Origin of the sequence: Rhizobium giardinii bv. giardinii H152, assembly GCF_000379605.1 — a bacterium.
Classification (GTDB): Bacteria; Pseudomonadota; Alphaproteobacteria; order Rhizobiales; family Rhizobiaceae; genus Pararhizobium; species Pararhizobium giardinii.
Window position 1 is genome coordinate 1 of record NZ_KB902657.1, and the last position, 14,243, is coordinate 14,243.

Below are 14,243 nucleotides of genomic sequence, written 5' to 3' on the forward strand. Positions count from 1 at the left end.
ATTTTGCCGGCCCTGACTCCGAGAGCGCCACGGATTTCGAGCGCAACGATCTGTCCCGTCAGATCAATACGATCCTTTCACGGCTAGGTTCCGGCTGGATGATCCAGGTCGAGGCCGTGCGCATCCCAACAACTGACTATCCTTCTGCGGAACGCAGTCATTTCCCCGATGCTGTCACTCGAATGATCGATGATGAGCGGCGCAAGCACTTCGAACAAGAGCGCGGGCATTTCGAGAGCCGGCATGCGCTCGTCCTGACATATCGCCCTCCCGAGCGCCGGCGATCTGGCGTCACGCGTTATATCTACTCGGACACTGAGAGCCGGACGGCGACCTATGCCGACACGGTGCTCGACAGTTTCAGGCGCTCCACCCGAGAGATTGAGCAATACCTCGGCAACGTCATCTCCATTGAGCGTATGCGGACGCGTGAGGTGCCGGAACGCGGTGGCACCCGCATTGCCCGCTACGATGAGCTGTTCCAGTTCATCCGGTTCTGCATCACCGGTGAAAACCACCCAGTCCGTCTGCCTGAAATTCCCATGTATTTGGATTGGCTGGCGACCGCGGAGCTAGAGCACGGCCTTACCCCGAAAGTCGAAAACCGGTTCCTCAGCGCGATTGCGATCGACGGTTTGCCGGCCGAGAGCTGGCCAGGCATCTTGAATAGCCTCGATCTCTTGCCGCTCACCTATCGCTGGTCGTCACGCTTTATCTTTCTGGATGCCGAGGAAGCCAAACAGCGGTTGGAGCGCACGCGCAAGAAATGGCAACAGAAGGTGCGGCCGTTCTTCGACCAACTCTTCCAGACGCAAAGCCGATCGGTTGACCAGGACGCAATGGCCATGGTCGCTGAGACTGAAGACGCGATCGCCGAGGCTTCTTCGCAGCTGGTCGCTTATGGCTACTACACGCCGGTCATCATTCTATTCGACGAGAGCAGAGAAAAGCTCGCCGATAAAGCTGAGTCGGTTCGAAGGTTGATCCAGGCTGAGGGATTTGGCGCGCGGATCGAGACGTTGAATGCGACGGACGCATTCCTCGGGAGCCTGCCAGGCAACTGGTACTGCAACATCCGGGAACCGCTGATAAACACCCGCAACCTCGCGGACCTCATCCCCCTCAATTCCGTCTGGTCGGGCAGTCCACTTGCGCCCTGCCCGTTCTATCCACCCGACGCGCCGCCACTGACGCAGGTGGCTTCCGGATCGTCACCCTTCCGACTGAACCTTCATGTGGATGATGTCGGGCATACGCTTATTTTCGGACCAACCGGTTCCGGCAAGTCAACGCTTCTCGCGCTCATCGCAGCGCAATTTCGCCGGTATAAGGGTGCGCAGGTTTTCGCCTTCGACAAAGGCAACTCTATTCTGCCGCTGACGCTGGCCGTTGATGGTAATCATTACGAAATCGGCGGCGAGGCAGGGGAGGGGGCTAGGCTTGCCTTTTGCCCTCTCTCCGACCTCTCGACCGAGACCGACCGCGCCTGGGCTTCCGAGTGGATCGAAACACTCGTCTCCCTGCAGGGTGTCACGGTCAACCCGGACTACCGAAACGCCATATCTCGGCAGATCGGTTTGATGGCGGGGGCTCCAGGCCGGTCGCTGTCGGATTTTGTGAGCGGCGTGCAGATGCGGGAGATCAAGGACGCGTTGCACCACTACACTGTTGATGGCCCCATGGGCCAACTTCTCGACGCTGAACGGGATTCGCTAACCCTCGGTCTGTTCCAGTGCTTCGAGATCGAGCAACTGATGAATATGGGCGAGCGAAATCTCGTCCCCGTGCTGACCTATCTGTTTCGCCGGATCGAAAAACGGCTCACGGGGGCACCAAGCCTCATCATTCTCGATGAGGCTTGGCTGATGCTCGGCCACCCGGTGTTCCGCGACAAGATCCGCGAGTGGCTGAAGGTGCTGCGAAAGGCAAACTGCGCTGTCGTTCTCGCCACACAGTCAATTTCGGACGCAGAGCGCTCGGGCATCATCGATGTCCTGAAGGAATCCTGCCCAACCAAGATCTGCCTCCCGAATGGGGCTGCCCGCGAGTCCGGGACACGAGAATTCTATGAGCGCATCGGCTTTAATCCTCGCCAGATCGAAATCGTCGCAGCCGCTATTCCAAAGCGGGAATATTACGTGACGTCGCCGGACGGACGCCGTCTTTTTGATATGGCGCTGGGGCCGCTCACCCTCTCCTTCGTCGGTGCTTCCGGCAAAGCCGACCTCGCTCGGATCCGGGAACTTCTCTCAACCTTCGGCAAAGACTGGCCAACCCAATGGCTCAATGAAAGAGGGATCAATAGCTATGCTTGACCATATCCTATCGCTCAGAAGAAAATCCGCCACCGCTGTCGTGGCAGCTTTTGCAGTCTGCGCTTCGGCACCAGCATTTGCCGGCTCAGCGACGGGCGCTGCAACCGAGTGGACACAGCTTGCCAACAATGCACAGCTCGTCGACCTCCTTAAAAGCTCCGGCCTGCAAGTCGACAATCAGCTGACACAGATCAGTCAGCTGGCCGAGCAGATCCAGAACCAGCTGAACATCTACGAAAACATGCTGCAAAACACGGCGCAGCTGCCCGATCATATCTGGGGGCAGGTGGAGAGCGATCTCAATCAGCTCCGCGATATCATCGATCAGGGACAGAGCATCTCTTTCTCGATGGGGAGCGCAGATGATGTGCTGAAGCAGCGCTTTCAATCCTATGCTGATCTTCAGACTGCCGCCGGCAACGGGACGGACCTATCCTCGAACTACGCCCGTTGGTCAGACACCAACCGCGACACCATCGCCAGCACACTTAAGGCTGCGAGCCTGACCGCTGACCAGTTCGACAGCGAGGAGGATACGATGGGCTCCCTCAGAAACATGTCAGAATCTGCCGATGGCCAAATGAAAGCTCTCCAGGTCGGCCACGAGATTGCAGCGCAGCAGGTTGCACAAACGCAAAAGCTGCGTGGTCTCGTATCCCAGCAGATGACGATGATGGGGACGTGGCTGCAAAGCGAGCAAACCGACAAGGATCTGGCACAGGCACGACGGGAAAAGTTCTTCAACGCGGATACCAGTGCCGTCCCCGAAGGTCAGAAGATGGAGCCCCGCTGGTGAGCCGCGCGATCGTCATTGCTATCGCGCTTTTGGTCGCGGCGGCGTCAGTGTCAGCAGCAACGGTATTCATCATGAAGTCCGACGAGAGATCCTCATCCAAAAAGAGCGAGAAATTTTTCGGTGTGAAAAAGGACCTGCCCCCGATCGAAAAGGGCCAGGAAATGCGTCCAAGATGGTGAGGGCACGGATCGAGTTGATCTTTTTCGCAACTGGACTTGCCTGCCTTATGCTGGCCGGCCCTGCGTTTGCACAGCAGGGCCAAGTCCTCACAGAGCTTGAAAATCAGGTTTCTTCCGCTGCCAAGGGTTGGGAAACAACCATCATGGATGCGGCAAGGTCTCTGTTCTGGATCCTCGCCGGAATAGAGGTAGGGATTGCCGCGGTGTGGCTCGCCATTCAGTCGGCATCCCTCGACAGCTGGTTCGCTGAGCTTGTGCGGAGGATCATGTTCATCGGCTTTTTTGCCTTTGTTTTGACCCAGGGACCGACGTTTGCCAAAGCTGTTGTCGATAGTCTCTATCAGATCGGGGCCGGCAGCGGGTCAGCTTCGCCTGCGGAGGTGTTCGATGCGGGTATCCGTGTCGCTTCGCAGATGTCGGAACAGGCCAAGTTCGGTGTCTTCGAGGATAATGCTCTTGCGATCGCAGCCGTTCTCGCCATGGGTATTGTTGTGATCTGCTTCTCGCTGGTGGCAGCGATTTTCGTGGCTGTGATGGTCGAGATGTATGTCGGCCTACTCGCGGGAATGATTATGCTCGGCCTCGGTGGATCCTCGTTCACCAAGGACTTTGCTGTCCGATATCTCGTTTATGCTTTCGGCGTTGGCATGAAGCTCATGGCGTTGGTCATGATCGCTAAAATCGGCTCCGGAGTCCTCTTGGGACTTGCTCAGGCCCCAACCGCCGAGACCGACCAGTTCATCACGACACTTGCGATCGCCGGCATCTCGGTCGTTGTGTTTATCATCGCGATGTATATTCCAAACATCATGCAGGGCGTCGTTCAGGGGGCGTCTGTTTCCGGCGGGATGGAAGCCATTCAGCACGGTGGGCAGGCGGCGTCTTTCGCGACTGGCGGAGCCTTCCTGGCCGCAGGTGCGGCCGGAGCAGGATTTGCAGCAGGTCAAGCGGCGCGGGCCGCCGGATCATCCTTTGGAGGAGCGGCTATTCGCGGAGTGGGTGCAGGCCTTGGCTCGGCCGGGCAGGCCGCAGGATCCGCAGCCAAGGAGAAGGCGATCGGGTCGCCCGGTGCCTATGCTGGCTCCATCCTTGGCCTAGCGAACGCGAAGCTCGACCAGGCTCGCGGCAAGGGAGCCTCACCCGGTCAGCCGCCGGAGCGGCAGGATAAATCGTAAATTCAAGACAGGGAAAATAATATGGCAGCGCAACGCGCCCCGGAGAACCCGTATCTTGCCGCAAGGCAGGAATGGTCGGAACGATACGGCTCTTACGTGAGGGCGGCCTCGGCATGGCGGACGGTCGGCATCTTGAGCCTCGGCATGGCGGTGATCGGTCTCAGTTACTCGCTGTATCTGAGCACGCAGGTCAAACTCGTGCCGTACATCGTCGAGGTCGACAAAGTCGGAAACACCGTCTCGGCAGGATTTCCGCAGCAGATCGAATATGCCGACGCCCGGGTCATCCGGGCAACGCTCGGCGGCTTTATCACCAGTTTCCGCTCGATCACGCCGGATGCCGTCGTCCAGAAACAATACATCGACAGGACCTATGCGCTTCTCAGGACAAGCGATCCATCGACCCAGAAGATTAATGCCTGGTTCCGTGGCAACTCGCCATTCGAAAAGGCCGTGAATGCGACCGTCGCCATCGAGGTGAACAACATCGTCGCGCTGTCGAACCAGACCTATCAGATCGACTGGACTGAGTACGAACGGGACCGCAAAGGCAAGGAAATCGCAACACGCCGATTTCGCGGCATAGCCACGGTAGCGATCACCCCGCCCCAGGACGAGGCGACCATCCGGCTCAATCCCATCGGCCTCTATGTCAAGGACTTCGACTGGACCGCGCAACTGTAAGGGCAGGGGACTTCAATGAATACAAGGTTAAATCGGGCAGCGCTTTGCTGCATGACCGCACTTGCGCTTTTGATCACGGCGACGACATCGGGCTTTGCCCAGAGCCTGACGACGAATGAGGCGAAAGGAACCACCCTCTCCAACAAATGGCGTGGGCAGCGGGGACTGGTAACAACTGGTGCCGACGGAAAAGTCATCTTTCTGTTCGGTGAGACGCAGCCCTCTGTCGTTTGCTCACCTTTACAGGTCTGCGACATCGAGCTTCAGGGTGGGGAGATTGTCCGCGACGTGCTTGTTGGGGACACGGTGCGCTGGAAGGTCGAGCCGGCCACATCCGGTGCTGCAGGGGGCCAGGCAATTCACCTGATCGTCAAACCGTCTGAAGCGGGTCTGGTGACGTCGATGGTGGTGACGACGTCGAGGCGTACCTATCATATTCAGCTCAAATCGCATCCAAACCAGTATATGGCCCGGGTTGGCTTCGAGTATCCGGAAGAGGCCGCGACGAGATTGTCCGACATCAACGCTCGAATTCAGACGATGACCAATTCCGACGGCGGCGTACCGCCAGAGCAACTTGCCTTCGCCTATTCGCTGAGCGGCAGCGCGCCCTGGAAGCCGAAGCGCGTCTATTCGGATGGGCAGAAGACCTACATACAGTTTCCGCGAACGCTCTCCGGTCAGGATGCGCCGGTCCTCTTCGTGGTTTCTGGCGGGCAAAACCGGATCGTAAACTACCGGATGAAGAACGACATGATGATCGTCGATTACAATATCGACAAGGCTGTCCTTGTTTCGGGCGTCGGCTGGCGTCAGCAGAAAATTACCATCAGGAAGGGAGGCTGATCGATGCGCCTTTGCCTTTTTCCTTTTGTCGCTGCCGTTCTTCTCTCTGGTTGCCAGACCGGAACTGACGCGCTCACGACGAGTGCTGCGCCTTCGACGCTAACAGGCCCCGCCGCAAGCGCGATCGCCGGCGACATGGCTGGGCGTTATGCCGAGCAGGCAGGGTCAACCGCGACGCCAATCAGGCTTCACAACGACGCATCGGATTTCGCGACCGCGCTCGAGGCCGCGTTGAAGGGGTGGGGTTTCACTGTCGTGACGGATGACAAGGCGCGCTCATTGAAAGACACCGCCAAACCGATCGAGCTGGCATATTCGTTGATCGACGTTGATGGACAGGTGCTGGCAAGACTTTCCAGCGAGACACTCGAGCTTGGGCGAGCCTATTCGGTGTCATCAGGTGGCGCCACGCCGGCAAGCCCGCTTTCATTGATGAAGCGAAACTGAGGAGAGACAGATATGGTCCAGTCGCTCCAGCTCGGCAATCCGAGCAGCGCCTCGCAGGAAAAGGGCATGAAACGGCTCAATCGCCTGCCGGTGTTCTGTGGCATCGGTATCGCAGTCGTCGTCGCCTGTGTCCTTGTCTACGGCATCTCATCCAGGGGACTGCGGTTCGGCGACAGAATTCCGGATGAAGCAGGCTCGAACGTCCCGGCCTCGACCTTCGCTGATCAGATGAAGCGCGGGGTGAAAGACGGCATCATCGGGGATCGCGAAGAGCAGTCCGTATTCCAGCCCACGCCCGCAACCCAGACAAAGGTGGAGGCCAAGCCGATTGAAGAGGAGCAGATAAAGCAGCAGGCACGGGAAGAGCGCAGACCCCAAATGGAGTCGGAAGAAGAATGGCTGGCCCGACTTCGCCGCGAGCAGCGCGAACAAGTCCTGCGTGAACAGCAACGACAGCGGATGGCCAGCCTTCAGGCCCGTGCCACTGCGTTTGACTCGCCGCTGAAGGTCAAAATCTCGGAGCTGGGAAATATCTCCAACCACACCAGGACAACAGACCGGCAGCCGGCCACCAATAACGGTGCCTCCGATCTCTATGCGGCGGCCATGAAATCGGGTTTGATGGGTCAGAATGCCGATCCGAACGGACAGACTTCGAAGGAAGATTTCTTCAACGCCGACATCAAGGATCTCGGCTACCTGCCGAACCAGGTTGTACCCCAACAGTCACGCTATGAATTGAAGCGCGGCTCCGTCATCCCGGCCACCATGATTACCGGCATCATCTCCGATTTGCCGGGCCGGATCACAGCGCAGGTGAGCCAGCACATCTACGACAGCGCCACCGGGCATTTTCTTCTCATTCCGCAGGGTACCAAACTACTCGGACGCTATGACAGCAAGGTCTCGTTTGGCCAAAGCCGCGTTCTGGTCGTCTGGACGGATGTCATCTTCCCGAATGGCTCTACACTGCAGATCGGCGGCATGGCTGGAACAGACTCGCAGGGCTATGGCGGCTTCTCCGACAAGGTCAACAATCATTATTTCCGAACCTTTGGATCGGCAGCGCTTGTTGCACTCATAGGTACCGGCATCGATATGGCAGTTCCGGAGAGTTCGACCCTCGCCACACAGGATACGGCTTCTGACGCGGCGCGTAGAAACTTTGCGGAGACCTTCGGCCGCGTCGCGGAGCAGACGATTTCCAAGAACCTGAATGTTCAGCCCACCATCCAGATCCGACCGGGCTACAAGTTCAACGTTCTCGTCGACCAGGATATTGTCTTTCCCGGAAATTATGGCGGTTGAGGCACACGTTGCCGCAACCGCCCTTTGGACAATTCCTGGATCAGGCCGATATGCGCACGGTCTCGCTGTTCGCAATTTTGCGCGGCCGATATCCTGCATAAAGGGGAGCCGCGACACCAAGCGTCTGCTGCATGCGCGTGCGAACTTCTTCTGAAACCTCGAAGATACCGCAGCAAACCGGAGAGCGACCATAGCCGTCTGCGCGGCCAACCTCTTCAACGGCGAGCCCCGCCCGACGATAGACGCGCGCCAGGTGCGGCTCGTAGTTCGACACCAGCGTCTCGATACCGTGCGACAATCCGCATTCGCACAAAGCCAGCAACAGCATGCCGAAAGCCTTGCCCGTTTCCAGGCTCGGGAAATCCACGGAAAGTGTTTCCTCATCGAGGCACATTCTCGTTCCCTCATAGATACCGGGTGCAATCAGGTTTGCACCCGCAAACGTGTTGCGGAAGACGTCGTAGAGAAGCGTCGGGCCGGTGGTTGGCATCAGCCGCAGGGTTCCATAAAGGCGATCCGCGCGATCATTGCACCACATCAGGTAAGCCGGCCGCAGAGCATCGTATTCGTCGCGCTCGCAATCACCGTCGATTGTGACGGCCCATCCGAGCTGGTCGTGAAAGACGCGTTTTCGCAGGCGAAATGCCTGATCCATGAGAGCCTGATAACGGGTGTATTGATGCGCTTGAACCAGAATGAACAAGGTTTATCTCCAGCTGTTGATCTTGGCTGGAAGATGCCGCTTGGCGGAGGAGCCAGATATTCCCGCATATGGTCAGACCCATATGCGGGTATTGTCAAAGGCTGGCGGGCGGTCGGCTCATATCGTGATCACGCGTAGCTTCAGGGCAAGAGTGGCCGCCGCCGAGATCGTGGCGCAACCGAGTTTTGTCCTCGCCGACTTGATGTAGCTGCGGGTCGTGTGATGCGAAAGGCCGAGAATAAGCGCGATATCCTTGTAATCCTTGCCGAGCGCGCTCCAGTAGAGGCACTCACGTTCCCGCGGACTCAAGACCGGGATCGGATCGCTCGCTCCATGTAGCTCGAACACTGCCATCTGGTGGACGAGATACGCGAGATCGCCCCATTCACTCCGATGAGCACTGACCAGATCCTCCCAGTCTTCGGCGGAGGCGTTCGAATTCAAAGAGAGGATGGCGCGACGGCCGGCTTTATCCGATATCGGGATGGAAAAACCAAAACGGCCGATCCCATGGCGTATTGCGTCTTCCAGAAACATCAGCATCTCGGGCGTGACGTCGAGTTCTCGCCAATCGAATGGCAGCTGGCGCAAAAAGCCCTCGCGCGACAGGATCGATGGTGACATAGCCCTTCAACAGATAGGTGGATACCCACGCATCCGGGTAGGTCGTGCGCACGAACGGGGTGTCAAAATCACCAATTACCGTCGAAGCGAGATGGTAGGTTATGAAATCGACGCGATAGACCGACTGTATGAAATGTAGCGCTTCCGTCACCGAGCCCGTCTTTGCAAGGCGTTCCTTAACGTCGGAAAAATCGGCGAGAGATCGTGTCAATATCCGCTTCCAGCACTGCGACCTGACAATCCGCCGCAGAGATCGAATGATCAGCCAAACGAGTTCGCCGGCGATGCAGAACTTCAAGGGATCGTGCTGTAACCTGATTGCTTTCGTGGTTCAAACGCAACTTTCCGGCGAAGAGAGGCATTGCAATGCCGAGGTTAATTTCGTTCGACTATTGGACGATCACCCGTTTCATTTTGGACACCAAAGCGACAACGACGCAGTCTCCTTCTTCAATCGTTGGCCGCGAGCCGACCTCGTTCGCCAACAAATCTGCGGTGGCGCGGATGAGGTTAGGTCGCTATAAGCGCTGGTGAGGCAGTACGCGCTGCCTCCGGGCTTAGTAACCCGACGCATGCCGGTTTGGCGTCCGCCGTTAGGGCGCCGAATTCCTCGACCTATGGTCGGGGAGCCATGGACGTATGTCCAGGTTCCTCGGAACTAAAGGTCTATGGGCCGGCGCATGCTCGGTTACTAACTCCCCGATCGCCAGGGGTCAGGAACTATGCGGGGGCGCACCGCGCATTCCTGTTTTGGGAGTTGAACATGGACGCCGACGACCGATTGAATGGCGAGGCAGTCGATCTGAAGCCGCTGATAGGGCTCTTGCATGGGCTTCCGTCACCGCTCGTTGAGCGTCTCACGATCGATGCAATCCGCGAACATCGCGAACTGTTGGAGCGGGCAGAAAATCTGTTCAATGAACTGCCGGCTGACGTTAAAGCCGGTAAGGAGCTTGTTGGCGATACCCATATTGCCTATCTCGAAGCAACCATCAGGATGCACGCGCAAATGTCGGTGCTGACCACCTTGCTGCACATTCTAGGCTATACGCCCAAGGCCTGACAACGCCACATCATCCTAAATCAGGCCGCGTCGGATAGCCAAAGCCACCACCTGCGCATGATTGGCCAGATTGTAGCGCGTTCTGACATCGTCAATCGCAGAGCGGACGCCAGCATACTTTGCCTGCTCCAGTTCAGCGATCACCTCGACGGTTTTGCCAAGCGACAGCCAGCGAATGTAGTTCACCTGCTTCGGCGTCAGGACGATCTTTTCCTCGATGGAGGGCGTGACCCGCATGTGCTCAAGGCGCGTATGAAGCTGGGCGACCGCTGAGGCTGCCATAATCGCATCGATCTCCATATCACTGGCAAGCGAAGGCTTCGCCGATGCAAAGGTCAGCATGGACATCGCACCGTTGGCGGTGGCGACCGGGATGGAAACGCCCGAGCGAATGTTGAAATCAGCGGCTTTCGAAAAGAAGTTCTTCTGCTCTTTTGACAGCGAGCTCTTGTCGGCTTCGCCGGACCAGGCGAAAGCGCGCCTTATAAGCTGGGCCTGCCGCATGACCGGATCGATGAACCGGTAGTCCAGCGTGTCATAGATTTTCTGCCAGTCGATATCGTAGTTGGAGACCGCATAGGTCTGCCCGGGACGAATGTTTACGAAGGCATAGCCCACAAAATCGAACCGATCAGCCAGATTGGCCAGGGCGCCCTTCACCATGGACTGATCGTTTCCGATCACGGTGATATCCAGCAGTTTCTCGACCCAGTTTGACATCCATACTCTCCCTGTAAATCGCACCCGTTGCGCGGTGGCGAAATGCGTCGGCAGTCAGAGGGCCCGCGACGCGCGCGAACAGTGACCTGGTAAAGAATGAAGCATATTCAATCGCATAAGTTGACCATCACGGAATGGTTTTCTAAATCGTTTCCGCGAGATTGAAAACCTCGGAATTTGTTTATTCGCGGAAAACGTGTCGGGGTGTCGACCGACCGACCTCACTTTTCAGACAGTGCGGTCCATCCACCTGTTATTGTCTTTAAAAATGTCCTATATCTGGACTGTCATTAGAGAGAGACCATGTTGCAGCTTACACACGATACCGAACAGCTTGCCCGAAAGGTTGCGGCCCGTGTGGGCCGTAGACCGGATGATCTTATTCGCGCGGCGCTCGAACGTGAGGCTGCGGCGCTTGGCGTTTCCACTGATTTGCCTGTTCGCAACCGCATGACCGTCGAGCAGATGATGGCCGTCGGCGAAAAGGTCTCGGCCCTGCCGCTGTTTGACCCATCGTCGCCGAAAGAGATTCTCGACGACCTGAACGAACAATGATCGTCGTCGATTCCTCCGCAGTAGTCGCCATCCTCGAACGGGAAGACGACAGTGCTCTTTATGCTCGCGTAATTCAGGATGCCGACGATCTCACGATGTCGGCCGTCAACGCCCATGAATGTGCGGTCGTTCTACGTCGCCGTAGAGGGCCGGAGGGTGAGCGAATCCTCTGGCTCTTTCTGACAGACAACGGCGTCCAGATCCTGCCCTTTGATGAGGAGCAGGCTCGAAGAGCTTCAGAGGCCTTCGGAAAGTACGGCAAGGGCATCGATGCGAAGGCCAGGCTTAACCTTGCCGACTGTGCCGCATACGCGCTCGCCAAAAGCCTTTCGGCGCCTTTGCTGTTCAAGGGAGATGACTTCATACACACCGATATCGAAGTCGCGGCACGGTAGGCATAAGTGTCCGCGCCGGGCTATCTTGACGCCCGAACTCCAAGTTCGGTGGATGGCCTTGACGAGCTCAGTGTCACGAATACACCGCCGGATTGCAGTGTTTGGGCGTTACTGCCCGCCGATCCGGGACAGATCGACCCGAATTCCCGCGGTTCCAACCTCCTTTTCGTCTGAGGGCTCCCCTTCGCTCTGGGAGGCGGTGGCATCAGCAGGTTTGTCTGCGGCATCCGAAGAAACTTCCTTCCGATCGACGATTGTACCACCTGGATCCTCCGCCTGAAACACGCTTTCACCTTCGAACTGGCCGGTGTTCCAGGCGTAAACGGCATCTTCGAAGATCTGCGGAAGCACCTCACTGCTCGTTGGGTTGCCATACCACTTTGAAACGATGCGCATGATCTTTGAAAACATCCTCGTCCCCATGCGAAGATTTTCGCATGGGTCAACCAGATCTGGTTTCAGCGCGGACGCGTCCTTCACGCCGACACCCGCCGGGAACTGTGTCAGGCCCACACGCACGACGGCCTGCCCGACATACTGGCGTATGACCTCCATCGCCTCGTCTAGCGTCTTCGGTTTTGGTACAAGGATGAGCCGCCCTCCGGCTTTGACCGTGACAGCAAGCGGATCGCCCGGACCGACAGCGGCTACGAACTGCTCGACGATGGCGGGTTTCAGCGAGGGATCGGCGCATTCCGCGATAAAGGCAGCATCCATGACGAAGGCTCCAAAGTTCAGGTATTGAAGGAAATCACAAGGGGGACGCCGAACAGGGCGGACCAGGCTTTGGCGCTCGCGCGCTGGATGGCGACGATGTTTCCACCCGTCGTCCACCAGCCATTGCCGATCAAAACGATCGCGTCGGGTCGGTGTAGCATCGACTGGAGAATGGGCCACAGTACGAGCTGCTCGTAGCAGATAAGAGGCGCGATCTTTCGGCCCGCGACCTCGACGACAGGATTGGCCAAGAGGTTGGAGCGGGCGCCGCCAGTCTCTCCTGTCCATCGCTCCCATGGACGCCACATCGAAACCGGCACAGGCATGCGCTCGCGATAGAGGACACGCCCCCCATGCGCATCGATGGCCACCATGACGTTGTCGTAGCCAACCGCATCGACGACCGCCGCGCCGGCGACCACAGTCACGTGGGTTCCTTGCAGCTCATTCCGCCAGAAACGTTCAAGCGTTGACGTCCAAAAGCCCAGTGTGCTCTCGGGAAGCACGACGACGGTCTCTCGTGTTCCGGCAGCCTTCCGAACAGTCGTCACCACGTCACGTTGACGTTGAAGGGATTGATCGCGGCCGAGACTTGCGCCCATTTCAAGGTCGACACCACGCCACCCCTCCGGTAGAATCTGATGTGTCCCCGATGCGGCGGACCAAAGCCATAGACCTGACAGGGCAATGGCAATAGCCGGCCCAATCCGGGTTACCAGACCGATTAGGCCGGCTGACAACACGAGAAGCCCCCACCATCCCCATCCAGGAAACAGAATTCCCGCCGCCGTCAACGGATGCGCCCAGCCTGTGATCCCGAGCGGAGGCAGACCGGTGAGAGCCAAGATGAGGAGATATCGCACCGCTTTTACCAAGCCCGACCGTGCTGTCCAGAATACCGCATGGAGAGCAACGAAAGACGATGCCGCCGCGACCCAGAAGAGGAGGCCAACCCAGAGATCCGCAGCAAAGAACTGTGCGACGCCCGACGGCAATCCTCGCGACGCCGCCAGGAAATAGCCGGCCGCGACGAGGGCCGCTGCGATCCGCGTCGGTGATCGGGCCCACAGAAGCGGGAAGAAGGTTGCCGCTGGCAGCAGCGGCGCCTGACCGCTCCAGCCGATCGCCCCGACGACGACGGCAAGGGGGACGAGAACGGCCGTGATCACGATCTCACGGCGCATAGGTCAACACCTCTTGCGCCAGACCGAGCACGCCTGACACAGGCACCGGCCCGAAATATCGGGAATCCCATGAGCCGATGAAGTCGGAGTGCAGATACACCTCTCCGGCTCGCACCATTCCGCTTTGACCGTGCCGAAGAGATCGCCCCTGTCCGTCCTTCTCCATGATGCGGGAGCCGGGGATCGGTACGCGGTCAACTGCGATGTGATCGGTGACGTCCACGCGCTGTCCCGCCACCGCGATGACAGTCTTTATCAGCGGCCCAAACCCGCCGGGGCAAAGTCCCGGGCGGAGATAGCCACGCTGCCTCGCCTCGCGCATGGCGGCATTGTCGGGCGGGCAGACGAAAACTGTTTCGCCGGGCAGGACCGGGCGGGTGAGCGTAACGATGCGCCAGAGGCCGAGCGGCTCACTCCGCGTCGTGTTGATGCGCAGACCACCACTCCAACCGGCAGCAAAGAGGACGCCAATCATGCCAGCGGCCACGGATATCGTGACGCAGGCGCGGCGTCGTTGACGAGGCATCGTCCA

At 58.4% G+C, this 14,243-nt stretch carries 16 protein-coding genes and 1 pseudogene; 11 read left to right on the top strand and 6 right to left on the bottom strand.

What is annotated here, in order from left to right; genetic code table 11:
- The 8 genes from A3AY_RS0113730 to trbI form a co-directional block, all read left to right on the top strand.
- Positions 1-2,315 (top strand): conjugal transfer protein TrbE (locus A3AY_RS0113730; RefSeq protein WP_018326237.1); only part of this gene is annotated, 2,315 nt, incomplete at its 5' end.
- Positions 2,308-3,111, top strand: coding sequence for a P-type conjugative transfer protein TrbJ (gene trbJ, locus A3AY_RS0113735; RefSeq protein WP_018326238.1), 804 nt, complete (start codon positions 2,308-2,310; stop codon positions 3,109-3,111). The genes A3AY_RS0113730 and trbJ, both read left to right, overlap by 8 nt.
- Positions 3,108-3,290, top strand: coding sequence for an entry exclusion protein TrbK (gene trbK / locus A3AY_RS0113740; protein WP_018326239.1), 183 nt, complete (start codon positions 3,108-3,110; stop codon positions 3,288-3,290). The genes trbJ and trbK overlap by 4 nt, the downstream gene beginning before the upstream one ends.
- The gene (trbL, locus tag A3AY_RS0113745; protein WP_018326240.1) at positions 3,284-4,465 is read left to right on the top strand and encodes a P-type conjugative transfer protein TrbL; all 1,182 of its coding nucleotides are present in this window, start codon (positions 3,284-3,286) and stop codon (positions 4,463-4,465) included. Before trbK ends, trbL begins: the two co-directional genes overlap by 7 nt.
- 21 nt (positions 4,466-4,486) lie before the next feature.
- Positions 4,487-5,149 (top strand): conjugal transfer protein TrbF, encoded by a 663-nt coding sequence (locus A3AY_RS0113750; RefSeq protein WP_018326241.1) that lies wholly within the window; start codon positions 4,487-4,489, stop codon positions 5,147-5,149.
- A 15-nt stretch (positions 5,150-5,164) separates the two neighbouring features.
- Positions 5,165-5,995, top strand: coding sequence for a P-type conjugative transfer protein TrbG (gene trbG, locus A3AY_RS0113755; RefSeq protein WP_026203418.1), 831 nt, complete (start codon positions 5,165-5,167; stop codon positions 5,993-5,995).
- A 3-nt stretch (positions 5,996-5,998) separates the two neighbouring features.
- Entirely contained in the window at positions 5,999-6,442 is a 444-nt protein-coding gene (gene trbH / locus A3AY_RS0113760) for a conjugal transfer protein TrbH (RefSeq protein WP_018326243.1), read from the top strand.
- 12 nt (positions 6,443-6,454) lie between these two features.
- Complete coding sequence (trbI, locus tag A3AY_RS0113765) at positions 6,455-7,750, top strand: IncP-type conjugal transfer protein TrbI (protein WP_018326244.1); 1,296 nt, start codon at positions 6,455-6,457, stop codon at positions 7,748-7,750.
- 40 nt (positions 7,751-7,790) lie between these two features.
- On the opposite strand, the gene A3AY_RS0113770 is transcribed toward trbI, so the two are convergent.
- Together A3AY_RS0113770 and A3AY_RS35265 are read right to left on the bottom strand one after the other, a co-directional pair.
- Positions 7,791-8,453, bottom strand: a complete 663-nt coding sequence (locus A3AY_RS0113770) for an acyl-homoserine-lactone synthase (protein ID WP_018326245.1) — start codon at positions 8,451-8,453, stop codon at positions 7,791-7,793.
- A gap of 117 nt (positions 8,454-8,570) precedes the next feature.
- Positions 8,571-9,288: pseudogene (locus A3AY_RS35265) on the bottom strand (helix-turn-helix transcriptional regulator).
- A 552-nt stretch (positions 9,289-9,840) separates the two neighbouring features.
- On the opposite strand from A3AY_RS35265, the gene A3AY_RS0113780 reads away from it, so the two are divergent.
- Complete coding sequence (locus A3AY_RS0113780; RefSeq protein ID WP_018326248.1) at positions 9,841-10,140, top strand: transcriptional repressor TraM; 300 nt, start codon at positions 9,841-9,843, stop codon at positions 10,138-10,140.
- 15 nt (positions 10,141-10,155) lie between these two features.
- Here the strand turns inward: A3AY_RS0113780 and traR are convergent, their stop codons facing one another.
- Complete coding sequence (traR, locus tag A3AY_RS0113785; protein WP_015647751.1) at positions 10,156-10,860, bottom strand: autoinducer-binding transcriptional regulator TraR; 705 nt, start codon at positions 10,858-10,860, stop codon at positions 10,156-10,158.
- A 303-nt stretch (positions 10,861-11,163) separates the two neighbouring features.
- On the opposite strand from traR, the gene A3AY_RS0113790 reads away from it, so the two are divergent.
- A complete protein-coding gene (locus A3AY_RS0113790; RefSeq protein WP_018326249.1) occupies positions 11,164-11,415 on the top strand; it encodes a hypothetical protein in 252 nt (83 codons plus the stop codon).
- Positions 11,412-11,810, top strand: a complete 399-nt coding sequence (locus A3AY_RS0113795; RefSeq protein ID WP_018326250.1) for a type II toxin-antitoxin system VapC family toxin — start codon at positions 11,412-11,414, stop codon at positions 11,808-11,810. The genes A3AY_RS0113790 and A3AY_RS0113795 overlap by 4 nt, the downstream gene beginning before the upstream one ends.
- A 108-nt stretch (positions 11,811-11,918) precedes the next feature.
- On the opposite strand, the gene A3AY_RS0113800 is transcribed toward A3AY_RS0113795, so the two are convergent.
- From A3AY_RS0113800 to traF, 3 genes are read right to left on the bottom strand one after another with little or no spacing between them, the layout of a single operon-like run.
- A complete protein-coding gene (locus A3AY_RS0113800) occupies positions 11,919-12,527 on the bottom strand; it encodes a TraH family protein (protein WP_018326251.1) in 609 nt (202 codons plus the stop codon).
- 17 nt (positions 12,528-12,544) lie between these two features.
- A complete protein-coding gene (locus A3AY_RS0113805) occupies positions 12,545-13,711 on the bottom strand; it encodes a conjugal transfer protein TraB (RefSeq protein ID WP_018326252.1) in 1,167 nt (388 codons plus the stop codon).
- Positions 13,701-14,237, bottom strand: coding sequence for a conjugative transfer signal peptidase TraF (gene traF, locus A3AY_RS0113810; protein ID WP_234913205.1), 537 nt, complete (start codon positions 14,235-14,237; stop codon positions 13,701-13,703). Before traF ends, A3AY_RS0113805 begins: the two co-directional genes overlap by 11 nt.
- Positions 14,238-14,243: the final 6 nt, after the last annotated feature.

Excerpts from the sequence above, each read along its gene's own strand:
- trbG (WP_026203418.1), top strand. The coding sequence starts at position 5,165 with ATGAATACAAGGTTAAATCGGGCAGCGCTTTGCTGCATGACCGCACTT.
- A3AY_RS0113750 (WP_018326241.1), top strand. The coding sequence starts at position 4,487 with ATGGCAGCGCAACGCGCCCCGGAGAACCCGTATCTTGCCGCAAGGCAG.
- A3AY_RS0113780 (WP_018326248.1), top strand. The coding sequence starts at position 9,841 with ATGGACGCCGACGACCGATTGAATGGCGAGGCAGTCGATCTGAAGCCG.
- traR (WP_015647751.1), bottom strand. The coding sequence starts at position 10,860 with ATGTCAAACTGGGTCGAGAAACTGCTGGATATCACCGTGATCGGAAAC.
- A3AY_RS0113790 (WP_018326249.1), top strand. The coding sequence starts at position 11,164 with ATGTTGCAGCTTACACACGATACCGAACAGCTTGCCCGAAAGGTTGCG.
- A3AY_RS0113805 (WP_018326252.1), bottom strand. The coding sequence starts at position 13,711 with ATGCGCCGTGAGATCGTGATCACGGCCGTTCTCGTCCCCCTTGCCGTC.
- trbI (WP_018326244.1), top strand. The coding sequence starts at position 6,455 with ATGGTCCAGTCGCTCCAGCTCGGCAATCCGAGCAGCGCCTCGCAGGAA.
- A3AY_RS0113800 (WP_018326251.1), bottom strand. The coding sequence starts at position 12,527 with ATGGATGCTGCCTTTATCGCGGAATGCGCCGATCCCTCGCTGAAACCC.
- traF (WP_234913205.1), bottom strand. The coding sequence starts at position 14,237 with ATGCCTCGTCAACGACGCCGCGCCTGCGTCACGATATCCGTGGCCGCT.
- trbJ (WP_018326238.1), top strand. The coding sequence starts at position 2,308 with ATGCTTGACCATATCCTATCGCTCAGAAGAAAATCCGCCACCGCTGTC.
- A3AY_RS0113795 (WP_018326250.1), top strand. The coding sequence starts at position 11,412 with ATGATCGTCGTCGATTCCTCCGCAGTAGTCGCCATCCTCGAACGGGAA.
- trbH (WP_018326243.1), top strand. The coding sequence starts at position 5,999 with ATGCGCCTTTGCCTTTTTCCTTTTGTCGCTGCCGTTCTTCTCTCTGGT.
- trbL (WP_018326240.1), top strand. The coding sequence starts at position 3,284 with ATGGTGAGGGCACGGATCGAGTTGATCTTTTTCGCAACTGGACTTGCC.